This is a genomic window from Pseudomonas sp. NFACC41-3 (genome assembly GCF_900109505.1).
Classification (GTDB): Bacteria; Pseudomonadota; Gammaproteobacteria; order Pseudomonadales; family Pseudomonadaceae; genus Aquipseudomonas; species Aquipseudomonas chlororaphis.
In genome coordinates, this window is sequence record NZ_FOAE01000005.1 from 248,878 (window position 1) to 272,485 (window position 23,608).

At 63.8% G+C, this 23,608-nt stretch carries 21 protein-coding genes; 8 read left to right on the top strand and 13 right to left on the bottom strand.

Features of this window, described 5'->3' with window-relative positions; all coding sequences use genetic code 11:
• Nucleotides 1-33 precede the first annotated feature (33 nt).
• Nucleotides 34-771: a TorF family putative porin gene (locus BMY68_RS22690; RefSeq protein ID WP_085534228.1), complete on the top strand. Its 738-nt coding sequence runs from the start codon at nt 34-36 to the stop codon at nt 769-771.
• Nucleotides 772-904: 133 nt separating this feature from the next.
• Entirely contained in the window at nt 905-2,563 is a 1,659-nt protein-coding gene (locus tag BMY68_RS22695; protein ID WP_085534226.1) for a phosphoethanolamine transferase, read from the top strand.
• Between the two features lie 134 nt (nt 2,564-2,697).
• On the opposite strand, the gene BMY68_RS22700 is transcribed toward BMY68_RS22695, so the two are convergent.
• The 8 genes from BMY68_RS22700 to BMY68_RS22735 form a co-directional block, all read right to left on the bottom strand.
• Nucleotides 2,698-3,459, bottom strand: a complete 762-nt coding sequence (locus BMY68_RS22700) for a fimbrial protein (RefSeq protein ID WP_175534865.1) — start codon at nt 3,457-3,459, stop codon at nt 2,698-2,700.
• A gap of 566 nt (nt 3,460-4,025) precedes the next feature.
• A complete protein-coding gene (locus BMY68_RS22705) occupies nt 4,026-4,910 on the bottom strand; it encodes a Dyp-type peroxidase (protein ID WP_085534224.1) in 885 nt (294 codons plus the stop codon).
• 212 nt (nt 4,911-5,122) lie between these two features.
• The gene (locus BMY68_RS29930) at nt 5,123-5,731 is read right to left on the bottom strand and encodes a fimbrial protein (protein ID WP_175534866.1); all 609 of its coding nucleotides are present in this window, start codon (nt 5,729-5,731) and stop codon (nt 5,123-5,125) included.
• Between the two features lie 739 nt (nt 5,732-6,470).
• A complete protein-coding gene (locus tag BMY68_RS22715; RefSeq protein WP_085534220.1) occupies nt 6,471-7,310 on the bottom strand; it encodes an energy transducer TonB in 840 nt (279 codons plus the stop codon).
• Nucleotides 7,307-7,753, bottom strand: a complete 447-nt coding sequence (tolR, locus tag BMY68_RS22720) for a protein TolR (protein ID WP_009044506.1) — start codon at nt 7,751-7,753, stop codon at nt 7,307-7,309. Before tolR ends, BMY68_RS22715 begins: the two co-directional genes overlap by 4 nt.
• 13 nt (nt 7,754-7,766) lie before the next feature.
• Nucleotides 7,767-8,477 (bottom strand): protein TolQ, encoded by a 711-nt coding sequence (gene tolQ, locus BMY68_RS22725; RefSeq protein ID WP_085534218.1) that lies wholly within the window; start codon nt 8,475-8,477, stop codon nt 7,767-7,769.
• A 91-nt stretch (nt 8,478-8,568) separates the two neighbouring features.
• On the bottom strand, nt 8,569-10,467 hold the full coding sequence (locus BMY68_RS22730; RefSeq protein WP_085534216.1) for a phytase: 1,899 nt from the start codon (nt 10,465-10,467) through the stop codon (nt 8,569-8,571).
• A gap of 151 nt (nt 10,468-10,618) precedes the next feature.
• Nucleotides 10,619-13,153, bottom strand: coding sequence for a TonB-dependent receptor (locus tag BMY68_RS22735; RefSeq protein WP_085534214.1), 2,535 nt, complete (start codon nt 13,151-13,153; stop codon nt 10,619-10,621).
• A gap of 349 nt (nt 13,154-13,502) precedes the next feature.
• Here BMY68_RS22735 and BMY68_RS22740 point away from each other — a divergent pair, with 349 nt between their 5' ends.
• From BMY68_RS22740 to BMY68_RS22755, 4 genes are all read left to right on the top strand, one after another.
• Entirely contained in the window at nt 13,503-14,417 is a 915-nt protein-coding gene (locus BMY68_RS22740; RefSeq protein WP_085534212.1) for a GGDEF domain-containing protein, read from the top strand.
• A gap of 9 nt (nt 14,418-14,426) precedes the next feature.
• Nucleotides 14,427-15,464: an AraC family transcriptional regulator gene (locus BMY68_RS22745; RefSeq protein ID WP_085534210.1), complete on the top strand. Its 1,038-nt coding sequence runs from the start codon at nt 14,427-14,429 to the stop codon at nt 15,462-15,464.
• Between the two features lie 374 nt (nt 15,465-15,838).
• Nucleotides 15,839-17,464 carry an NADP-dependent glyceraldehyde-3-phosphate dehydrogenase gene (locus BMY68_RS22750; RefSeq protein WP_009044512.1) on the top strand — a complete coding sequence of 542 codons (1,626 nt, stop codon included), beginning with the start codon at nt 15,839-15,841 and terminating at the stop codon, nt 17,462-17,464.
• Nucleotides 17,465-17,651: 187 nt separating this feature from the next.
• Nucleotides 17,652-18,692, top strand: coding sequence for an FUSC family protein (locus tag BMY68_RS22755; protein ID WP_085534208.1), 1,041 nt, complete (start codon nt 17,652-17,654; stop codon nt 18,690-18,692).
• A 31-nt stretch (nt 18,693-18,723) separates the two neighbouring features.
• Here the strand turns inward: BMY68_RS22755 and glp are convergent, their stop codons facing one another.
• Together glp and moaB are read right to left on the bottom strand one after the other, a co-directional pair.
• Nucleotides 18,724-19,929: a molybdopterin molybdotransferase MoeA gene (gene glp / locus BMY68_RS22760; protein ID WP_085534206.1), complete on the bottom strand. Its 1,206-nt coding sequence runs from the start codon at nt 19,927-19,929 to the stop codon at nt 18,724-18,726.
• A complete protein-coding gene (moaB, locus tag BMY68_RS22765; protein WP_009044515.1) occupies nt 19,926-20,465 on the bottom strand; it encodes a molybdenum cofactor biosynthesis protein B in 540 nt (179 codons plus the stop codon). The genes glp and moaB overlap by 4 nt, the downstream gene beginning before the upstream one ends.
• Before the next feature lie 251 nt (nt 20,466-20,716).
• Here moaB and mobA point away from each other — a divergent pair, with 251 nt between their 5' ends.
• Both mobA and BMY68_RS22775 read left to right on the top strand, forming a co-directional pair.
• Nucleotides 20,717-21,307 (top strand): molybdenum cofactor guanylyltransferase MobA, encoded by a 591-nt coding sequence (mobA, locus tag BMY68_RS22770; protein ID WP_085534204.1) that lies wholly within the window; start codon nt 20,717-20,719, stop codon nt 21,305-21,307.
• 150 nt (nt 21,308-21,457) lie between these two features.
• Nucleotides 21,458-22,360, top strand: a complete 903-nt coding sequence (locus BMY68_RS22775) for a LysR family transcriptional regulator (RefSeq protein ID WP_085534203.1) — start codon at nt 21,458-21,460, stop codon at nt 22,358-22,360.
• Between the two features lie 30 nt (nt 22,361-22,390).
• Here BMY68_RS22775 and moaE read toward each other — a convergent pair whose 3' ends face one another.
• From moaE to moaC, 3 genes are read right to left on the bottom strand one after another with little or no spacing between them, the layout of a single operon-like run.
• Complete coding sequence (moaE, locus tag BMY68_RS22780; protein ID WP_009044518.1) at nt 22,391-22,837, bottom strand: molybdopterin synthase catalytic subunit MoaE; 447 nt, start codon at nt 22,835-22,837, stop codon at nt 22,391-22,393.
• A gap of 3 nt (nt 22,838-22,840) precedes the next feature.
• Entirely contained in the window at nt 22,841-23,092 is a 252-nt protein-coding gene (locus BMY68_RS22785) for a MoaD/ThiS family protein (RefSeq protein WP_009044519.1), read from the bottom strand.
• Nucleotides 23,089-23,583 (bottom strand): cyclic pyranopterin monophosphate synthase MoaC, encoded by a 495-nt coding sequence (gene moaC / locus BMY68_RS22790; protein WP_085534201.1) that lies wholly within the window; start codon nt 23,581-23,583, stop codon nt 23,089-23,091. Before moaC ends, BMY68_RS22785 begins: the two co-directional genes overlap by 4 nt.
• Between the last annotated feature and the right edge of the window lie 25 nt (nt 23,584-23,608).

Here is a 23,608-nt window from a genome sequence, read left to right on the forward strand (position 1 = left end):
CCCATAACAATCACAACAATACGGGACGCCCACATGAAGACCCTCAGCCTGTTCACCATCGGTGCCTTGAGCCTGTTGCCCCCGGGCAGCCAGGCCCTGCCCTTGAACGATGACTTTGCCGTGGAGCTGGAACTGACCCTGGCCAGCGACTACCGCACCCGCGGCATTTCCCAGACCCAGAACGACCCCGCCGCCCAGGCCGCGGCGACCCTGCTGCACAGCAGCGGCCTGTACCTGGGCGCCTGGACCTCCAACGTCGATTTCGGCGGCGGCCTGAAGACCCGCCAGGAAGTCGACTACTACGCCGGCTGGCTGTGGCAGGCCAGCGACGCGGTCAGCCTCGACCTGGGCTACCTCAAGTACAGCTACCCCAGGGAAGGGCAATTCAACCAGAGCGAGGTCTACGGGATTTTCAGCGCCTACGGGATCACGCTGGCGGCCTATTACTCCAGCGACTCGCCGGGCATCGACAGCCGGCAGAGCACCCTGTACCGCTACCTCGGCTACGAAACCGAGCTGCCCCTGGGCTTGGGGCTGGCGCTGCGTTACGGCGAGATGGACTTCAAGGACCCACGATTGATCTCGGCCTCGGGCCAGGGCGAGGATGCCTACCACGAATGGGAGGCCAGATTGACCCGCGAAGTGGCGGGCGTGGTGCTGGGCCTGAGCTATATCGATACCGACCTGTCGAAAAGCCAGTGCACCGACAATTACGGGTTCAGCGACCTGTGTGGCGCGACCTGGGTCGCCAGTGCCAGGAAGACCTTCTGAATCCGGCGGGCGCTGGTCGGCGTGAGCCGATACGAAAAGCAGCGCCCTTTCGACAGTTTTTTTACCAATGCCGGTATACAGTCAGCAGGGCCACTGCTGGTGTCTTGATCTCTCCCTGGAGGAACGAACTGAAATGGTCTTGGGCAAAAGACTGCGATTCGCGTCAATCACATCGACTCGCCTGGTGCTGCTGTTTTCCCTGGCGCTGGTGCTGCTCTACAACTTCGCCACCTGGCACGCCCTGGGCAACCTGATCAGCCTGCAAGGCCTGCACAAGCTGGCGTTCTTTACCTCCTTCGGGCTGTTCCTGTGGGCCGCCATCACCCTGCTGCTGACCCTGGTGTCCTTCCGCTGGACCCTGAAACCGGCGCTGAGCCTGGTGGCCCTGACCTCGGCCGCCGCCGCGTATTTCATGAACCAGTACGGCATCACCATCGACACGGTGATGGTGCAGAACGTGTTCGAGACCAACCCGGACGAAGCCGCCGCGCTGTTCAACTTCAAGCTGCTGGGCTATCTGCTGGTGCTGGGCCTGCTGCCGGTGGTGCTGATCTGGCGCACCCCGGTGCGCTACCGGCCGTTCTTTCGCGGCCTGCTGAACAAGCTGCTGGTGATCGCCGGCTGTGTGCTGGTGATCGCGGTCTCGGTCGGCGCCTTCTATTCCACCTACGCGCCGATCTTTCGCGAAGAAGACAAGCTGACCCACTTCATCAACCCGACCAACTACATCTACGCCCTCGGCAAATACGCCAAGCAGAGCCTGGGGATCAAGCAACACCTGGTGATCCAGCCGATCGGCCAAGACGCGGCGATGAGCGCCCAGGCCAGCGCCCGGGAGAAGAAGTCGCTGATGATCCTGGTGGTCGGCGAGACCGCCCGCGCCGACCATTTCTCCCTCAACGGCTATGCCCGGGACACCAACCCGGAGCTGGCCAGGCTGGACATCCTCAATTTCACCCAGGTGCACTCCTGCGGCACCTCGACCGCGGTCTCGGTGCCGTGCATGTTCTCGATGTTTCCCCGCGAGGACTACAGCGACAAGAAGGGCAAAACCTACGAAGGCCTGCTGGATGTACTGCAACGGGCCGGCGTGCAGGTGCTGTGGCTGGACAACAACAGCGACTGCAAGGGCACCTGCCTGCGGGTGCCGAACCGCGACATTCCCAAGACCCAGCCGAGCCCCTTCTGCGACGGCAAGAACTGCCTGGACGAAGCCCTGCTGGTGGACCTGCAGCAGTACATCGACCGCCTCGGCGACAACGCGATCATCGTCCTGCACGCCGACGGCAGCCACGGCCCGGAGTACTACGAGCGCTATCCGAAGAGCCTGGAGCGCTTCACCCCGATCTGCCACACCAACCAGCTGGGCAGTTGCAGCAGCGAGGAACTGGTGAACGTCTACGACAACACCATCCTCTACACCGACCACTTCCTGGCCCGGGTCATCGAGTTGCTCGAGCACAACCAGCAACGCTTCGACACCTCGATGCTGTACGTCTCCGACCATGGCGAGTCCCTCGGCGAAAACGGCCTGTACCTGCACGCCGCGCCCTACGCCCTGGCGCCGCAGGCGCAGACCCATGTGCCGATGCTGATGTGGTTCGGCCAGCAGGCCCTGAATGACCTGGGCATCCAGCGCGACTGCCTGCAAGGCAAGAGCGGCGAGCCGGACCTGAGCCACGACAACCTGTTCCACTCGGTGCTCGGGCTGTTCGAGATCAGGACCAGCCTGTACCAGCCGCGGCTGGACATCTTCCATTCATGCCGGCCGAACATGACCGCGGCGCACTAGCGCCGCTGGATAGCGTTTGGCTGCTGTAGGAGCGGGCGGGCGGCGATCCGACTTGCCCGCGAAGGCCTAGGCATGGTTTGCCTGGCACACCGCATCATCGTTTATCGCGGGCAAGCCCGGCAGAAGTCATCCGTCTACTGATAACTCATGGTAAAGGTCGCCGCCGCATTGGCTGACCCCGGGCGAACGCTAGTGGCCGTCTGGATATAACGCGCCTTGAACGGGATGGTCACCATGACGTTGCCAAACTCACCCACTTGCCATTGGTTCGGATTGCCGGTTTCCGCCGAGTCCGGGCCATAGCTGACCGGTGTGCCATCACCGCGCAATATCTGCACACTCACCCCTGAGGCCGTGGCGGACCCCGGCAGCAGCGATAAATTACTGGACCTGTTACCCGGACTGACAGCATCGGTCAGGGTCAAGAACATTCTTGTGGTACTGCCTTCATTACCCCCTGAACATTTCAAGCGAATCTCCAGCGGAGATGATGAAGTAGTAACACCTGGCCCCGTCATTGAACTGATCGAGACTTTTCCAAGGCTCACCGATATATTAGGAGTCAAAAGAGAACAAGAGGGAACTTTCGGTTTGATCTGCAGGGAGCCACTAATTGAAATCCTGCGAAAATCCGAGCCATGAGCAATAGCCGTAGTTGTGCCAATAAGCCCCGTCAATTGTCCTGACGCCGTGACCGGCCCCGTTTTCACCAATTCCACTGTGAAGTCTGATCCCGTCCCTAGGCCATAGTCAATATTAGGGCTTGTCATTTGTTGAGGCCACCATTGACTGGTGTTGATACCTCCTCGAATGCGGATGCCGATACCAGCAACCGGAGTTGAATAAGTATTGAACTTCCCTACAGGCCCGATACCCCTGTATTGGACATCACCCACTACGCTGGTACATTTGGCCCTACCTCCCAGCCCTGTTCCCGCTCCTGAAGAGCTGTATATAACCGTACCGTCAGGAACATTCGGATCAAAAGGCTGAGATGCCGCCAGTGGAAGTGTCACGATAAGCGAATTAACAACAGCGCCATCCGACCTCGTGATGGTGCAACTTGCATTAACCTTAAAACAAGCAAACAAGAAGACAGACGATATACAAAACAACAACCTTCCAGAACAAACAGACATACAGTAAAGACCGACAAGAAAATTTGCCGACCTTTATATCACCCCCCGCATTTTCGCCAAAGAAAAACACAAAAAATTAAGAAACGTCTTAATAACTCCGCTCACCTTGCATAACGCCAAGCATCAGCCCTGTATATAAGATATGACAATGGCCTTCAGGCAATAAAAGCAGATATTTTCAACATTACCGGTGTCTTGTATTTACCTTAATAACGCCATAAGTGAGTCTGTCGGCGTCGCGTGCCAGGAGCAGGCGTCCTCCTCGCTCCTACAGAGGAAAGCACACTTCTGTAAGAGCAAGGTTTGTCAGCGATGAGCGCGGATCAGACCGCTTGCAAAGCACGCAGGTCGAGGCGGCCATCCTGCAGCGGCGGGCACCAGTAGTAGCCGCCGGTGATCGGCCGGCTCATGCGGTACAGGCCGTCGACGATGCCGTCTTCCAGGCCGCTCATGCGTCGCAGCTGGACTTCGAAGGCCTGGAGGCTGTGGCCGAAGGCGAGGAACATCAGGCCGCCCTTGTCGCCTTCGATCCACGGCATCGAACGGCGCACCATAAAGGCCTCGGGGGTGAAACTCTCCTGGGCGGTGCGCTTGACGTGGGCCGAGGCCGGCGCGTCGTCCAGCTCTTCGTTGTCGCTCAGGCGGCGGCCGATGATGTTGTCGCGCTCCTCCTGATGCATTGCGGCAAAGCCCTTGAAGTCATGCTGCCACTGCTGGATCGCAGCGAAGCTGCCACCGCGCAGGCCGTCGCTGCCGTGGGCCAGGGCCGCGGCGATGGCTGCTTCATCGTGGGGGTTTTCGGTGCCGTCCTCGTAACCGGTCAGGTCGTGGCCGGTCTTGTGGCGGAAGGCTTCGTTCATCTGCACCAGGCGCAGCGCCGGGGCCAGGGCGGCCGCCAGGGCGTTGCCGCGGTGCAGCAGCTCGCCGCGGTCTTCGCCATGCAGCCAGACCCACAGCGCATGCTGGGTCGAAGGGTTGTCGACGCCGACCCCGGTCAGCGCCGGGAAGGCCTTGAGCCCCTGCACGCGGGCGCCCAGCGCCTTGACCAGCGACGCGCCAAACCCTGCTACCGCCGTTTTCCCATCCACCAGCGTCAGCAAGCGATCGATCGCCGCCGGCAGCGCCTCGATGGATTCGAGGGCGAAAAACAGGTGACGAGCCTGGCTCGGAACGGGGGTGGCAAGAATGCCCGGCTGGTAGTAACTCATAGCGACTCCTTGAAGAAAGCCCGGAGTTTACCCGGAGCACCACAATTTGTGGGGGTTTAGACACCCATGAAGTGACACGGTGAAGGGCCACGCCCCTGTCCTACGCCTGACCGCCCTCCTCCCGATAGGCACTGGGGCTGAGGCCAGTCCGCTGGTGGCGCGTGATGTGCTGGATGACTGGATTGAGCGCTGAACGGAGAACCTCCGCTCGGCTACTGGTAGCTCATGGTGAAGGTCGCGGCAGCATCGGCCGTTCCAGGGCCGACCTTGCCACCGGTTGGGATATAACGTGCCTTGAGCGGAATGGTCACCTGGCCGTTACCGAACTCGCCTACTTGCCACTGATTCGGATTGCCAGCTACCGCCGAGTCGGGACCAAAGCCGACCGGCGTGTCGTCGCTGCGCAGTATCTGGATGCCTACTCCCGTGGCGGAAGTGCCAGACAGCAACGACAACGTAGTGGAGCGATTGCCTGGATTGGCGGCGTCGCTCAGGGTCATGAACATTCTGGTGTGAGCGCCTGCATCCCCGCCCGAGCATTGCAAACGAATCTCCAGAGGACGTGCCGGGTTGGTAGCGCCCTTATCGGCCACAGCATTGACGTGTACTTTGCCCATGCCCACGGCGATCGTGGGGGTCGATACGGTGCACGTAGGCACTCTCGGCTTGATCTCCAGATTGCCGTTGATTACAAAACGCTGAAAGTCGATGCCGTGATCGATAGACGTAAAGGTACCGATAAGCCCGGTCATCCGCCCCGCCGCCGTAATAGGGCCGGTTTTTACCAACTCGATTTTTACGGAAGGGTAGTAATCGTACATAGGGTAATTCGTGGAGCTGGTCGAAAGTGACTTTGGCCACCATCCAGCAAGATAGTATTCCATTCGAATACCCACACCGGAAACCGAAGTCGCGTAGGTATTGAACCGGCCCACGGCCCCTACCCCCCTATACTCGAGACGGCCAATAGGTCCGGAGCATTCGGCTGTCCCTCCCTGAGATGATCCTCGAGAGGTTGAACTGTACAGGACCGTGCCGTCCGGAACACTGGGATCGAAGGATTCGGACGGTGTCACTGGCAATCTGGCGGTGAGCGTACCGACGTCAACACTGCCAGATTTAATGGTGCAGCTTGCTTGCGCTTTCGAACAGACAAGTAAAAGGACAAGCACAAGAATCCCGAAAAAATGCTTCCAAAAATAAAGAGACATGAGATAACGAGCATCTTGGAAAGTGGGGTCAGCTTTATATCATCAAACTTGTCAAAACTTAAAAAGCGGACTTATTTTCAGAAACGCCTTATATAAAACTTTAAGAATCGCCTCATATAAAAAACATCTTATACCGCCTCTAAAGATTACTTAGCAAAACGACTGGCCATTCAATCTGGATACGAATGGAAACAGTGAGAAAGTTTCTGTTCGATACACGTCGGAGCGAGCGGGCGGCGATCCGGCTTACCCGCGATGGAGACGACGCGGTCTACCGGTGCACCGCGTTCTCGTTCATCGCGGGCAAGCTGCGCTCCTACAGAGGCTGAGGCCAGGTGTGGTGCCAGGGCTATTTGATGCGGTAGTGAAAGGTGTTGCGCACCGCGGGCACCGCCACCGCCTGGCCGTCGACGATGCGCGGCTGGTAGCGGAAGGTGTTGGCCGCCGCCAGCGAGGGGCGGATAAACAGCGGATGGCAGCCGTCGAGCACCTTGGGGTGCTCGACCCGGCCTTGCGGGTTGACGCTGTATTCCACGGTGCAGTCGCCCTCGATGTGCTTGTCCAGGGCGCGTTGCGGGTAGTCCGGGGCCTCCTTGCTCAGGGGCAGGTACTGGCGGCTGTCGGCCGCAGCCTGGGCGGCAGCTTGTTGCCGGGCGCGCTCGGCGGCCAAGCGGGCCTGTTCGGCACGCTGCTGCTGTTGCGCTTGCTCCTGGGCCAGGCGCTGCTGCTCGGCTTCGCGGCTGCGCTGTTGGTTTTCCTGGCGCTCGCGCTGCTGCTCGGCCAGCTGCTCGCGTTTCTTGTCCTCGACCCGTTTGCGCGCCAGGGCCGCCTGTTCGAGTTTGCGCGCCTGGAGCTGCGGATCGACAGCAGGCTTGACTGGCTCGACCGGGGCCGCGAGCACCGGCTCCGGTGGTGCGGGTGTCGGTGCGGACTCGACTAAAGCCGGCACAGGCTCGGGCACTTGTGGCGCTGTCGGCGGCAACATCACCAGCTGGGTACGCAACACCGCCGGCTGTTCGGCGGCCGGCGGCTCCACCGACCAGCCCGCCACCAGCAGCGCCAGCACCCCGGCGTGCAGCGCCACCGCCAGGGCCGCGGCCAGCGCATGGGGCTGCCAGTGCCTGTGCAAGGGTTGCAGGGAAAAATCGTCGAGGCTCTGCTGCGGACTGTGCATGATCATCGCCGTCATTGCGGGGCCTCGGTCACCAGCCCCAGGTTGCTCACCCCGCCCTGCTGCAACGCCGCCATGGCCGCCACCACCAGGCCGTAGCCGGCGTCCTGGTCGGCGCGGATGTAGACCTGGGTATCGCTGCGCGCGGCGACGATTTGCGCCACCTTGGCGCGCATCTCGTCGAGGTCCACCGCGCTGTCGGTCTGCTGGCGCGTATCCAGCTCGCCGCCGAGGTTCCAGTAGTAGCCGCCCTCGGCCTTCACCGACAGGGTCAGGATCTGTTGCCGGGTGTCAGTGGCCAGGGCCTCGCTGGCGACCTTGGGCAACTCGATCTTCACCCCCTGGGTGAGCATCGGCGCGGTGACCATGAAGATCACCAGCAGCACCAGCATCACGTCGATATAGGGCACCACGTTCATTTCGGCCTTGGGCCCGTGCTTGCGTTGCGGCCTGACTAGCATCTGCACTCTCCTCTCAGGCCGCGACGGCCAGGTTCGACGACGCGCCGTGCAATTGGCGATGCAGGCGCGCCTGCAGTTCGTTGCCGAAGGCGTAGTAGCGGGTCAGCAGGGTCTGGCCACGGGCGGCGAAGCGGTTGTAGGCGATCACCGCGGGAATCGCCGCGAACAGGCCGATGGCGGTGGCGATCAGCGCTTCGGCGATGCCCGGGGCCACGGTGGACAGGGTCGCCTGCTGCACCTGGGACAGGCCGAGGAAGGAATTCATGATCCCCCACACGGTGCCGAACAGGCCGATATAAGGGCTGACCGACCCCACCGTGGCGAGGAACTGCAAGCCTTTTTCCAGGCGGATTTCCTGCTCGCTGATGGCCACGTACAGCGAACGTTCCACCCCTTCGAGCACCACCCCGGCCGGGTTGCCGCCCTGCTGGCGCAGTTGGCTGTAGGCCTGGAAACCGGCCTGGAAGATCGGCTCGACCCCGCCCTCGCCGTCCGCTCGTTGCTGGCTTTCGCGGTACAGCGGGGTCAGTTCGGCGCTGCCGCGAAAGCGCTGGATGAAGGCGTCGAGCTGACGTTCGCTGCGTTTGAGCACGCTGCCGCGCTGGATGATCAGGTACCAGCTGAGCAACGACGCCAGCAACAGGGTGAGCATGACCGCCTTGACCAACAGGCTGGCATCGCTGATCAGCCCCCAGATGGTCATGTGTTCCAGTGTCGCCTGCATGGTGAAACTCCTTTGTCTGTGCGCCCGGGCCGTCAATGCGCGGCGGCCCCGGGGCTATTCGATGACATGTTGATGAACGGTTAATGACAGCTCAGGGCAGCTTCAGCGCCCTGGCCACCTCGGCCCAGGGCACGAACTTGAAGTTCTGGGTCTGCTCGGGCATGCGCTTGCGGCCGTCCTGGACCACCAGCAAGCCCTGGCTCCAGGGCCCGCCGAGGTTGGCCGAGGTGACCTCCAGGCCATCGGTTTCCGACGCCCCGTCGATGCCCGCGGCGGCATTCAGGCCGACCCGGAAGGCCCCGCGGGAGGCGAACGGCGGCTCGGCATCGAGCAGCACATAGCTGTCGTTGCCCTGGCTGGAAATCACCAGGTAGTCATGTGTCTCGCTCTGGTACAGCGCCAGGCCCTCGACATCGGCATGCAGCTGCGGGCCGACCTTGATCACGCTGGCGAGCTTGGCCGGCTGGTCGGCGCGGGCATCCACCGCCCACACGCCGACGTCTTCCTCGCCGAGGAACAGGCGCTGGCGCTGATCGTCAGCGACACAGCCTTCCGGCTGGCTGTCGACCTTGAACTGGCGCACCAGCTCACCCTGGACCCGGCCATCGGCGGCACTCAGGCGGTATTGCAGGAAGCGGCCGTCCTTGCCGTTGGCAAAGGCATACAGCTCGCCGCTGGCCGGCTGGAACAGGCAGATACCGTAGATTTCCTTGAGCGGCGTGGGGATCTCCCCGGCTTCGCGCAGCTCGCCGCTGGCGCGATCGATGCTGAACAGGCTGAGGCTGTTGTGATCGCGGTTGCTCGCCACCGCCAGGTCGACCACCTGGGTGCCCAGCTTGAAATTCGCCCGCAGGTCGACGTTGTTCAGCCGCCCCACCGGCAACTCCTGGAGCAACTTGCCTTGCAGGTCGTAGGCCAGCAGCCCCTGTTTCTTGTTGGTGCCCAGCACCCGGCTCAGCTCCGGCTGGCGAGGATGAATCCAGATCGCCGGGTCGTCCGCCGCGTCGCCCTGGCGCCCCACCGGCTCGCTCTGGCTCAGGGCCGGCACATTTGGCAGCACCGGTGCCAGCGGCACCGGGGTGGCCTGCCAGTCCAGCCGGCCCTGGTAGATCTGCCCGTCGTCATCGTCGCGCAACAGTATTTGCAGGCCCTTGGCGCTGGCCTGCACGGCGAGGTTTTCCGGCTCCTTCAGACCCGGCAAGTTCAGGTTGGCCCTGGGCGACCAGCCTTCGCCCTGCTGTTGGTCGCCCTGCTGATAAAGGTGCAGCCGCGCCGCCTTGGGGTCGAGCGCCAGCACGCCGCCCGGCACCAGGGCCATGGCGCCGGCGGCCTTGGCGATGTCGCCGAAGGGCGCGCGCATGGCCACCGGCCGCCGCTCGACCTGCGCCTCGGGGTGCGCCGGGTAGGCCCACCAGCCGACGTTCTCTTCGTTGACCAGCAACTGATTGGCGCCATCGTCCACCTGGCAGAACTGCGCCGCCGGCGGCAGCGGCACGCCGCGCACCCGTTGCGCGGTGGCGCTCAGTTGGGCGCCGGCGCCCACCAGCCATTGCTCGCCCTTGCCCTCCTCGCCCACCAGGAACAGGAACAGGTTGCTGGCCTCGTCGCGGTACAGGCACAAGCCGTTGACCGGGAAGTCCCGCGCCGGCAGGTACAGCGGCTGGCCCCACTGGCGGCTCTGTGGATCGAGGCTGACCAGCAGCGCCTGCTGGCGATCGTTGTCCAGGCTCGCGACCAGCACCTGGCGGCCGGCGGCTCGGGTATCCAGGCTGCTGAAGTTGCCTTTGAGGCGAGCCAGCTCGATCCCCTCGGCATCCAGCAACAGCAGGCCGTCACGGTTGCTCGCGGCGAGGCGCTCGGAGCCGTTGGGCAGGAAGGTGATGGCATCTGCCTCAAGTGCCGGTGCCCAAGGGCGCAGAGCCAGGTCGGCGGCCATCGTCTGGCCGCAGGTCAACGCAGCCATCAACAGGTACAGGTAGGAACTTCTCATGAACAGGCAAAATCCTTGTCAGGCAAACCGCCCTCTGTAGGAGCGAGCTTGCTCGCGAAAAACCTCAAGACCCCGCGTGCTTACAAACAGCCCGCGTCATCGTTCAAGACCTTCGCGAGCAAGCTCGCTCCTACAGCGTGTGCGGTGTGGGTTAGAAGTGGGTGAAGGTCAGGCCGAGCTTGTAGGTCGGGCCGTACTCCTCGTACTGGCCGTTGTAGGAGCGGTGGCCGGTGTAGACGAAGTACGGCTCGTCGGTGAGGTTCTGCGCCTCGAAGCTCAGTTGCAGGCTCTTGGTCAGCGAGTAGCGGGCGCTGAAATCGACGAAGGTCTGGGCATCGACGTGCAGGTCGTGGGCCTTGTCGTTGATCGAGGCCAGCTCATAGAGGTAGTCCGACTTGTAGTTGGCCGACAGGCGCAGGCTGAGCGTGTCGTTTTCCCAGCCGAGCATCAGGTTGCCGACGGTGTCCGACTGGTTCGGCAGGTCGATGCTGCGCTTGCGGTTGACCCCGCTGGCGGCGTCGAAGCCCTTGATCTCGGCATCGGAGCGACTGAAGGTGGCGTTGGCCCCCAGCAGCAGGCCGTTCCACGGCGCCGGCAGCCAGTCGAATTTCTGCGAGTAGGCCAGTTCCAGGCCGTACAGCTTGGCGCTGTCGCCGTTGGCGAAGGTGTGCGCCTCGGCGAAGTCAGTCCAGGCGCCGGTGCCGGCCAGGTCGGTGTTGTAGACGAAGTTCTTGATGTCCTTGTAGAACACGAAGGCCGAGACGGTGCCGGCGCGGCCCATGAAGTGCTCGATGCCCAGGTCGAGGTTGCTCGACTCCAGCGGCTTGAGGTCCGGGTTGCCGAAGCTGGCCTCGTCATCGTCGATGACAAAACCCGGCGCCAGCTGGCCGAAGGTCGGGCGTACCACCGCCTTGGTCCAGGCCGCGCGCACCTGGGTGTTCTTGTCCAGCTGGTAACGCGCGTGCAGGCCCGGCAGCCAGTGGTGGTAACGACGCTTGGTCGCGGTGGACTGGAACTCGCCGTCGGTGGCGCCGGTGCCCTTGGCTTCGAACTCGGTGCCTTCGTAGCGCAGGCCGGCGATAAAGCGCCAGTCGTCGATATCGAGGGTGTTCATCAGGTAGCCGGCGTTGATGTCTTCGCGGATCTTGAAGTCGTTGACCCGGGATTCGGTTTCGTCGAAAAACGCATCGCGGTCCAGGCCGCCGATCAACTGCTTGATCGAGCCGCCGCTGATGCCCGGGCCGAAGCGGCCGAGGCGATAGTCGACGCTGCCTTTGCGGAAGCGGTCGAGGTTGAGCTGCTCGTCGCTGAAACCCAGTTCGTCGAAGTCCTTGTAGACCCAGGCGTCGAGGTCGTTGTCCTTGTTGCGCCGGCTGACCTTGCCGCCGAACTTGACCTGGGACGCATAGCCGCTGAGGTCGTAGTCGCGGGCCAGGTCCAGGCGCAGGTTTTTCTCGGTGTCGGTGGTGCGCTGCTTTTCCCACTCGACCTTGTCCATGCTGAAGTTGGCCGGGTCGTAGAAACCCTGGCCGACGATCGGCCGCGGCTTGTCCTTGTCGTAGAAACCGCTGTCGGCGAAGTCGTCGTTGCCTTCGAACACCGCGTTGGCGATGTGCCCCGGGCTGTCTTCGCTGGAGCGGCTGTAGCCGGCCTGGCCGCTGAGGGTCCAGAGGCCGAACATGCGCTCGCCGCCGAACACGTAGGACTGGATCTCCTGGGTTTCCTCGCGCTGCTTGAGCTTGCGTTTACCTTCGGCGTCGCCCAGCTCGCCGGCCGCCTGGGGCTCGGCGAACTCCAGGCTGGCGGCGTTGCGCGTCTCGCTGTCCTTGTAGCGGCTGTACAGGGTGCGCAGGTAGTAGCTGCTGAGGTCGTCCGGCTTGTAGTCGAAGTTCAGGCCGCCGCCGGCGCGCTCGCGGCTGATGTCGTAGTCGCGCTGTTCGAACTCCTGCAGTTTCGCGCCCTGTTCGAAGTCCCAGGCGCCGCCGGTCTCGACGTTGTCCGAACCGAAGTCGCGCTTCTGCCAGCTCAGGGCCGCGGCCACGCCGAAGTTGTCGATGCCGTCGCCGAGGCTGAAGCGGTCGCTGACCGCGCCGGAGAATTTCGGGCTGGTCTGGTGAGTGTTCCGGTCGTAGCTGGCTTCACTGCTGCCGGTGTAGAACAGGCCCTTGTGATCGAAGGCCGAAAGGCTCTGCACATCGACTGTGCCGCCCAGGGAGTTGGCGTCCATGTCCGGGGTCAGGGTCTTGATCACCGACAACGACTGCACCAGCTCCGAGGGCAGCACGTCCAGGGCCACGGCGCGGCGTTCGCTTTCCGGGGCCGGCACCAGAGTGCCGTTGATGGTCACGCTGTTGAGGTCCGGGCCCAGGCCACGCACGCTGACGAAGCGCCCTTCGCCCTGGTCGCGCTCGACGCTGATGCCCGGCAGGCGCTGCGCCGCTTCGGCGACGTTCTCGTCCGGCAACTGACCCACGCCGTCGGCATGCACCACGCTCTTGATGCTGTCGGCGCTGCGCTGTTCCTTGAGCGCCTGGTCGATGCTCGCGGCCTGGCCGACCACTTCCAGGTGTTCGGTGGTTTTACTCGAGTCGGCTTCGGCGGCGCTCAAGCGTTCGCTGGCGATCGCCATGGCCAGGGCGGTGAGCGTGAAGCCGAGCAGGCCGGCGGTGCTGCTGCGCTTGTACATGATGGTCCTCCCCCAAGAGTCCGGTGACGCCAGGCAAAGGGGCCCGGCAACTGGGAGGGCAAGCTAGGGTCGGCGAATGACGGTTCCGTGACAGGGGTTGGCAGGAAGGCCCTCGAACCGGGGTTTTGCCCGGACCCGAGGGGCAAAGTGAGCTGAAATGACCTTTGTCGCGGGACTGGCGATAGCGTCAGCGGCCACACCACCGTTCAATGGCCGAGCAGATCGCAAAAAAACCCACCACCACGGTGAGCTGATTCGACCTCCCCCACCCGCTTCGCCGCCGTCACCCGGCTGTCACACACATCTGCTGTGCTGGCGCGCATTGCCTCTTCGCCAAAGGATCGCGGCCATGTTCTCAGTGCTCAAACCCCACCGTTGGAAACTCGCCAGCCTGCTGCTGGCGGCCAATCTCGGCCTGCTCCTGCACCTGGCCTGCGGCGAGTTGAAGGCGGTCAGCGAATGGGTGTGGCTGGACATAATCGGCGAAGGCGGCACCGCGCTGCTGGCCCTGATCTGGCTCGGCCTGGTGCTGAAAAGCCGCCCGGCGGGACGGGTCACCAACTACCTGGCCCTGGGCCTGAGCTGCATCTTTTTCTCCTGGTGGATCGACAGCCTCGACGAGTTCATCCGCCTGCCCGACAGCATCGCCTGGGACCACTGGCTGGAATCCGGACCGATGCCGGTGGGCATGGTCCTGCTGACCATCGGCATCTACCACTGGCACCGCGAACAGCTGGCGATCAGCGCGCAGATGGAAAAACGCGAACGGCTGTTCCGCGAGCACCGGCTGTTCGACAAGCTCACCCCGCTGGGCGGCGCCGACTACCTCAAGCGCCAGCTGGCCGACAGCCTGCAGGACAGCCAACGCCAGCAGCAGCCGCTGTCGCTGCTGGCCCTGGACCTGGACAACTTCGCCGCGATCAACCAGGACTTCGGCCACGCCGAGGGCGACGCGGTGCTACAGGCGCTGAGCCATTTGCTGCTGCTCAACCTGCGTCGCCAGGACCTGCTCTGCCGGCTGGCCGGCGACCGCTTCGTGGTGCTGCTGCCGAACACCGGCGAGAGCCAGGCGCGGCTGCTGGCCCAGGAGCTGCAACAGGCGGTACGGAGCCTGGCGCACAAGAGCCGCCAGCACGGCGAACGCTTGCAGCTGTGCGCCTGTACCGCGGTGGTGATGGCCCTCGACGAGACGCCGGAGGTGCTGCTCAAACGCCTCAACCTGGCCCTGGCCCGGGCCAAGCAGCCGCTGGCGAAAAGCGCCTGAGGCCCGGCCATGACCCTGAAGACCCGTTGGTACGAAAACGACAGCCGGTTCATTCCCGGGCATTACCAGCCGGCCAGCCTGATCGACCTGGCGCTGTCGCGGGACATCGACAGCCATCGCCTGCTGCGCGGCACCGGGCTGTTCCACGAGGACATCCTCGCCGGCCAGACCCGCCTCAGCCCACAGCAGTTTCTCGGCCTGATCGGCAACAGCCGACGGCTGCTGGACGCCGACGACAGCAGCTTCCTGTTCGGCCAGCGCCTGCTGCCCGGCCACTACGGCGCCGCCAGCCACGCCCTGCGCCACGCGCAGAACCTGCACCAGGCCCTCGACACCCTGGTGCAGCAACAGGCGCTGCTCAGCCCGCTGGCCAGCCCGCGCTTGCTACTGGACGACCAGCACGCCTATTTCTACTGGCTGGACAGCTGTGGCGCCGGCGAGCAATGGCGTTTCCTGCTGGAAGCCAGCATGACCTCGCTGGTGGCCATGAGTCAGTGGCTGAGCGGCCAGCGCCTGCCCTGGGAGTGCAGCTTCAGCCATGCCGAGCCGCGTTATGTCGAGCAGTACTGGGTGCACCTGGGCGAGCACACCCAGTTCAAGCGGCCCATGGACCTGATGCGCATCCCCCGGGAATTCCTCACCCAGCCCTGGCCCAACGCCTCGGCCACCGCCGGCCAGGTGGCGCGCCAGGAAGCCCAGGGCCAGCTCGAGCAACTGGGCTTTGCCTCAAGCTTTCTCGACTGCGTCTACCGCTACCTGCAAGGCCAGGTGCGCCAGGCGCCGAGCCTGGAACAGACGGCCCAGGCCTTCGGCATGAGCCCGGCCACCCTCAAGCGCAAGCTGCACAAGCACGGCAGCGGTTTCCAGCAACAGGCGGACCTGGTGCGCAAGCATGTGGCGCTGTACCTGTACCAGATCAAGGGCCTGAGCAACGAGGCAGTCGCCGAGTACCTGAGCTTCAACGACGCGGCGAATTTTCGCCGTTCGTTCAAGCGCTGGACCGGCAGCACGCCCAGGCTGATCCGCCAATTGTTCAGCGCCGGTTGAAACAAAGGCTGTTTTTCCATGGGAAAAAGCGGCTACTCTTGGCCCAAAGAACCACACCATCACACCTCTGCTGCACGACTTTCCGCCATTTTGGCCCAGCTTTTTGCTAAGGGCCTGTACGAAAAGTCGGCGAGCGAAGGCCAGGCAAGGCAAAAACAGGCGAGGAAGCGGAGTGTAGGGACCTACATGAGCATTCCGAGCCTGTTTTTAACGCAGCATGGCCGAGCGTAGCCACTTTTTGTACAGAGCCCGAGACCCGAGACATCAAGGCGTATACCCGTAGAAACAAACCTTGAAGACCCGTCTCGCCCGTCAGCGCCGGCGCGCGCTCCAGCCCGCCGGTGCATTGCCCATTGCCATTACGGAATAGAGTCATGACCACAGCCCCTCTGTTGAACACGCTGTTTCCCGTCGCCGCCGACATCCCCGAGCAGTACCGCCTGGACGGCCAGGTCGAGCAACGCGAATACCTGGTCGACGGTCAGTTGCAGACCTGGAACGGGCCCCTGGCCCTGGTGCGCAGCCCGGTGTACCTGGCCACCGCCCATGGCGACGAACAAGTGATTCTCGGCAGCACCCCGCTGCTCGACGCCGACACCGCGCTGACCGCCCTCGACGCCGCCGTGCGCGCCTATGACCGTGGCCAGGGCGCGTGGCCGACCATGCGCGTGGCCGAACGCATCCAGCACGTCGAAGCCTTCCTCGGGCGCATGCGCGAACAGCGCTCGGCGGTGGTCAAGCTGCTGATGTGGGAAATCGGCAAGAACCTCAAGGACTCGGAAAAAGAGTTCGACCGCACCTGCGACTACATCGTCGACACCATCAACGCCCTCAAGGAACTCGACCGCCGTTCCAGCCGCTTCGAGCTGGAGCAGGACACCCTCGGCCAGATCCGCCGCGTGCCCCTGGGCGTAGCCCTGTGCATGGGCCCGTACAACTACCCGCTGAACGAAACCTTCACCACCCTGATCCCAGCGCTGATCATGGGCAACACCGTGGTGTTCAAGCCGGCCAAGTTCGGCGTGCTGCTGATCCGCCCGCTGCTGGAAGCCTTCCGCGACAGCTTCCCGGCCGGGGTGATCAACGTGATCTACGGCAGCGGCCGGGAAACCGTCAGCGCGCTGATGGCCAGCGGCAAGATCGATATCTTCGCCTTCATCGGCACCAACAAGGCCGCCAGCGACCTGAAGAAACTGCACCCCAAGCCGCACCGCCTGCGCGCCGCCCTGGGCCTGGACGCGAAAAACCCCGGCATCGTGCTGCCGGAGGTGGACCTGGATAACGCGGTCAACGAGGCGGTCACCGGCTCGCTGTCGTTCAACGGCCAACGCTGCACCGCGCTGAAGATCCTCTTCGTCCATGAAAGCGTGGTCGATGCCTTTATCGAGAAATTCAACGCCAAGCTGCTCAGCCTCAAACCGGGCATGCCATGGGAACCGGGGGTGGCGCTGACGCCGCTGCCGGAGTCGGGCAAGGTCGATTACCTGCACGCCCTGGTGGCCGACGCCATCGACAAAGGCGCCAAGGTGGTCAACCCCGGCGGTGGCGAGGCGCGGGCGTCGTTCTTCTACCCGGCGGTGCTGTATCCGGTGAACAGCCAGATGCGCGTGTACCAGGAAGAACAGTTCGGGCCGGTGGTGCCGATCGTGCCGTACCGCGATCTGGAAACGGTGATCGACTACGTCCTGGAATCGGACTTCGGCCAGCAGCTGAGTATCTTCGGCACCGAGCCGGCACAAGTCGGGCATCTGGTGGACACCTTCGCCAACCAGGTCGGGCGGATCAACCTCAACGCCCAGTGCCAGCGCGGCCCGGACACCTACCCGTTCAACGGGCGTAAGAACTCCGCCGAAGGTACGCTGTCGGTGCATGACGCGTTGCGCACCTTCTCGATCCGCACCCTGGTGGCCACCAAGTTCCAGGAGAGCAACAAGGAGCTGATCAGCGACATCATCCGTAACCGCGAGTCGAGCTTCCTGACCACCGATTACATTTTCTAGGGTCTTTACGAAAAGTCGGCGAGCGAAGGTCAGGCAAGGCAAAAACAGGCGAGGAAGCGGAGTGTAGGGACCTACATGAGCATTCCGAGCCTGTTTTTAACGCAGCATGACCGAGCGCAGCCACTTTTCGTACAGAGCCTAAAACGGAGAACTTCCCCTGGGCCAGACCTTCCGCCTGCCACCGCTGTTGCGCCGATTCCTGCTCCCGGTACTGGACCCGTATCGGCGCTACCGCTACGCCAAGCTGATCCATGCGGTGCGCGTGGCCCTGGGGTTGCTGGCCACCATCGCGCTGACCACCGGCCTCAATCTGCCCCACGGCGAATGGGCGTCGGTGACCATGCTGGTGGTGATCGGCGGCTTGCAGCACCACGGCAACATTGGCAAGAAGGCCGCGGAGCGGGCCATCGGTACCTTGATCGGCGCGGGCGTCGGCCTGGTGCTGGTGGTGCAGCAGGCTTACCTGGGCCTGTCCTGGCTGACCTACCTGGGGATGTCGGTGGTGTGCGGGTATTTCTCCTATCACGCCATCGGCAAGGGCGGCTACACCGCGCTGCTGGCGGCAATCACCGTGTTCATCGTCGCCGGCCACGGCGACAACCACGTCAGCGATGGCCTGTGGCGCACCGTGGATATCCTCATCGGTATCGCCCTGGCCCTGGCGTTCTCCTTCGCCATTCCGCTGTATGCGGTCTACTCCTGGCGCTACAACCTGGCCAGCGCCTTGCGCGACTGCGCCACCCTTTACGGACGCATCATCGGCGGTCAGTCGGTGACCGACGACGAACACCTGAAGTTGCTCGGGCGCCTTAATAGCACCTTGCTGCAACTGCGCTCGCTGATGCCCTCGGTGTCCAAGGAAGTGCGGATCTCCATGACCGAACTGGACGCCATCCAGCGTAACCTGCGCATGTGCTTCAGCACCCTGGAAATCCTCGGCAATACCCGGCCGGACCTCAGCGACCCGCAAGCCCGCGAACAGTTGCAACAGCTCATGAAGCATGAGCACCGGCAGGTGCACATACAGCTGGTGGGCATGGCCCGCGCCCTGCAATCCGGCGCCACCAGACGCCTGGGACGGCCCCTGGATGATCCGGCCTCCTCGACCCTCGACACCTCGGTCTACAGCGCGCTGGACGGCTACCGCCTGCTGACCCGGCAACTGGTGGCCAACCTCAACGAGATGCGCCAGCGCCTGGCGAAAAGCGCGGAGCACTGGAAGATCTGAGTGCGCCGCGCCTGCCGCCAGACCACGCCGGCTAGAACAACTCGCTGAACGGAATGAAGCGCGCCGACTCGCCGGCCCGCAAGGTGCTGCCCTCAAGGATTTCCACCAGCCCATCGGCCCAGGAAGCGCCCAGCAACACACCGGAACTCTGGTTTGGATAGAGCACCGCACGGCCCTCCTCCAGCCTGGCCCGCAGGTATTCGCGGCGGCCTCCCGCTTTCGGCCAGTCGAAACCGACGCTCACCGGGAAGCTCAAGGGCATGACCTCTTCGACGCCCTGGATGCGCAACAGATACGGCCGGGCCAGCAGGCCAAAGGTCACCAGGGCCGAGGTCGGGTTGCCGGGCAGGCCGATCACCGGCACGCTGCCGAAGCGCCCCACGGTCAGCGGCTTGCCGGGTTTTATCGCGAGCTTCCAGAACACCGGGGTGGCGCACTCGCGCAGTACCTGGCCGAGGCAATCGGCGTCGCCGGCGGACACGCCGCCGGTGGTCAGGATCAGGTCCGCGGCGCATTGCAGCTGTTCCAGGCGCAGCCGGGTCTGCTGTGGCTGGTCGGGGAGAATCCCGGCATCGATCACCTCGCAGCCCAGGGCACTCAACCAGTGGCTGAGCAGGGTGCGATTGCTGTTGTAGATGCAGCCGGGGCGCAAGGCGGTGCCCGGTTCGGCCAGTTCATCGCCCGTCGACAGCAACGCCACCCGCGGCCGCCGCACCAGCGGCAGATGGGTACAGCCCTGGGCCGCGGCGATGGCCAGTTCGAAAGGCCCCAGGCGTTTGCCGGCGCGCAGCAGCACTTGCCCCGCGCGGTTCTCCTGGCCTTGCGGGCGAATATTCTGGCCGGCCTTGAGCGGCTGCCTGAAGCGCACGCGACCGTCTTCAAGCAGCTCGACGTTCTCTTGCATCTCGATGCTGTTGGCGCCCTCGGGCAGCGGCGCGCCGGTGAAGATTCGCGCGCAGGTGCCCGACCGTAACGGGTCGGGGGCCTGGCCGGCGAAAATGCGTTGCGACACCACCAGCGGCTGACCGTCCCAGGCATCGAGGTTCAAGGCATAACCGTCCATGGCGCTGTTCGGCCAGGGCGGCAGGTCCAGGGTCGCCACCAGGTCGCTGGCCAGCACCCGTTGCCGCGCCTCGCCCAGCGCCACCGGCTCGCTGTCCTGCAAGCGTTGCGCCTCGGCCATGGCCAGCAAGCGGGCGATGGCCTCCTCCACCGGCATCAGCGGTAAGGCGCTCATCCGCGGGTCCCGCAGGCTTGCACCTGCTTGAGATGTGGCACGAAATTGCACGGCCGGTGGCGGGCGTCCAGTTGCTCGGCGAGGATGCCTTCCCACGCGGTCCGGCAAGCGCCCGTGGAGCCCGGCAGGCAGCACACCAGGGTGCCGTTGGACAGCCCGGCCAGGGCCCGGCTCTGCACGGTGGAGGTGCCGATATCGAGAATGGAAATCGCCCGGAACAGCTCGCCGAAACCGTCGATCCGCTTGTCCAGCAAACAGCTCACCGCCTCGGGCGTGCTGTCGCGTCCGGTGAACCCGGTGCCGCCGGTAATCAGCACCACCTGGATAGTCTCATCGGCGATCCACAGCGCGACCTGGGCGCGGATCTTGTACAGGTCATCCTTGAGCAGGTTGCGCTCGCTCAGGGTGTGGCCAGCTTCCAGCAGGCGGCTGACAAGCAATTGCCCGGAGGTGTCGGTGGCGTATTCGCGGGTATCGCTGACGGTCAGCACGGCAATATTCAGGGGGACAAACAATGCATCCGATTTCACACTCATGTCTTTCTCCGGCGGGCAGTCATAAAAACCATGGCCAGAGGCTAAAGCGCTGAAACCGTCGGTGTCTAATCACTCTGGCCGACCACTTTATCGAGCATATCTATCAAGGACTCTTTCCCCCTGGAGTACCGGCCCACGCCGGTGAAATCCGCGGCCGATAGAGACTTTTGATCGCTCATTCGATACTTCCGATTGGACTCGAAGGGGCGACAATGAGATCGTCTGAGCCCCCAACCAGTGTGCCTCGAACAATGACCCCGACCTGCCCCTCCGCCCCTTCGCCCATCCCCTGCTCGGCGCTGCTGCTGGCCGGAGGCCGTGGCGCGCGCATGGGTGGCCGGGACAAGGGCCTGCTGCCCTGGCAGGGCAAGCCGCTGATCGCCCATGTGCAGGCGGTGGTCCGACCTTTCACCGACGACCTGATCATCTCCTGCAACCGCAACGCCGAGCAGTATCGGGCCTATGCCGACCAACTGGTCGAAGACTCGCAGAGGGATTTCCCGGGGCCCCTGGCGGGTGTGCTCGCCGGCCTGGCGGTGGCGCGTCATCCGTGGCTGCTGGTGTTCGCCTGCGACGCACCGAAAATCGATGCCGCGCTGATCGGCGCCATGCTGGCGGCGCGCCCCGCCCCGGACTCGGTGCTGATGGTGCAACAGGCCGGCCACTGGCAACCCATGTTCAGCCTGATCCCCACGGCCTTGCTGGCGAGCCTGCAACGCGACTGGGACGCCGGCGAACGCAGCCTGCAGCGCGCCTTGTCGAAGCACCGGCCGCAGGCCCTGGTCTGCGCCGAGGACGACCCGCGCCTGAGCAACTTCAACACCCCTGAGCTACTTTTTTAACGGCTTTTTTAACAGCGTTTTTTTAACAGCTCCGCGTGCCACCGAACGGACGCACAGTCTTTTCCTCCAAAGGTCGGATCGGGATTTCCAAACGCTTCGTGCATCCTGGACTTACCCCTGACATCAACCCCTTCTTCAGCAGGTGCCATCGTGGACATCAAACAACTCAAGTTCCTTATCGCCCTGGACCAGACCCGACACTTCGGCCAGGCCGCGGCGCGCTGCCACATCACCCAGCCGACCCTGTCCATGCGCTTGCGCAACCTGGAGGACGAGCTGGACCTGGTGCTGGTCAAGCGTGGCCAGCGTTTCGAAGGTTTCACCGAGGCCGGCGAACGGGTGCTGGCCTGGGCGCGGACCCTGCTCGCCGCCCATGACGGGCTGTTCGCCGAGGCCGCTGCGTGCCGTGGCCAACTGGTCGGTAGCCTGCGCCTGGGCCTGGTGCCGCTGAGCAGCTTCAACCCGATCGGCTACGTCCAGGGCCTTTCCAAGAGTTTCCCGGAGCTCAAGTTCACCCTGTCGTCCATGAGCTCGGACCAGATCATCGAAGGCCTGGGCAACAACCAGCTGGACCTGGGCGTGTGTTACCTGGACCACGTGAACCCGAACTATTTCGAGTTTTTCGAGATTGGCGAAACCCGCGTCGGCCTGCTGTACGACACCCGCCACTTCCATTTCGAAAGCAGCGAAATGAGCTGGGAAGAGGCCGCCGAGCTGCCCCTGGGGATGATCAGCAATGGCATGCACTACCGCAAATCCATCGACCTGAGTTTCCGCAGCCGCGGCCTCGACCCGCAGCCGATCCTCGAAAGCGATTCGACCTATCAGCTGTTCCAGGCGATTCACGAAGGCTTCTGCTGCTCGATCATGCCGCTGTCCAGCGGCCTGGAAAACCCGATCGAGAACCTAGCGTTCATCAACCTGCCGGATGCCAGCGTGCTGGCGCCCCTGGGCCTGGTGATGCGCAAGACCGAACCGCGCTCGGCCATTGCCGAAAAGTGCTTTGCCGAAGCCAGGAAACTGTTTGCCGGGCAAGCGCCCACGGCCGACTGAAGGTGCTGCGCCGCAGGGCGCATTCCTGCCCTACCAGCGACTGGCGGCCAGTTGGTCGCTCTCCCTGCCCTGCACCCAACGCTCGCCGGACGAGGTCTGTTCGCGCTTCCAGAACGGCGCGCGGGTTTTCAGGTAGTCCATCAGGAAGGCGCAGGCCTCGAAGGCCGCCTGCCGATGGGCGCTGGCGACGCCGACAAACACGATCGGCTCGGCCACCTGCAACGCCCCCACCCGATGCACGACTCTTACCCGTTGCAATGGCCAGCGCTCATGGGCCTCATCGACGATGCGCTGCAACGAACGCTCGGTCATGCCCGGGTAATGTTCGAGGAACAGGCTGCCGACCTGCTCCCCCAGGTTCAGGTCACGCACATAGCCGACGAAAGTCACCAGCGCACCAACGCCGGGGTCCTCGCCGTGCACCTCGCGGTGCAGTCGATCAAGGTCGAAGGCCTCGGCCTGGACGTGCACGGTCATGGCTCAGCCCCCGGTGACTTGCGGAAAAAACGCGATCTCGTCGAAGTCCTCGATGGGCGCGTCGAGGTTGCACAGGTCCTGGTTCAGCGCGCACATCAGGCTGGTTTCGCCGAGCACCGCCTGCCAGGCCTCGCCCCTGGCCATCAGCAACGTCCTCACGTCGCCGACGCTGCGCAACGAATCATCCAGCGCGATCTTCTCGCCGCCGATACCGAGCTGCTCGCGATAACGGGCAAAGTAGTTGACCAGGATCATGCTGTGACTCCCGCGTCAAAGCTGCCCGATCGCCCGCCCTGTTTCTTCAACAGCTGGATGCTGTCGATGACCATGCCGCGATCGACCGCCTTGCACATGTCGTAGATGGTCAGCGCGGCGACGCTGGCCGCGGTGAGCGCTTCAAGCTCGACACCGGTGCGGCCGTTGAGCCGGCAGGTGGCGACAATCCTGACGCTGTCGGGCTCGACGGCCTTCAGCTCAAGGTGAATCGAGCTGAGCAGCAACGGGTGGCACAGCGGGATGAGTTCATGGGTTTTCTTCGCCGCCATGATGCCCGCGATGCGCGCCACCGCGAACACGTCGCCCTTGGGGTGGCCGTTCTGCTGGATCATCTGCAAGGTGGCGGGCCGCATGCGTACCCAGGCCTGGGCCTGGGCTTCGCGGTCGGTGGGCGACTTGTCGCTGACATCGACCATATTGGCCCGGCCTTCGGCGTCCAGGTGAGTCAGGGTGGTGGAATCGTGGTTCATGGTTATCCTCGCAGCCTGTTGGCTG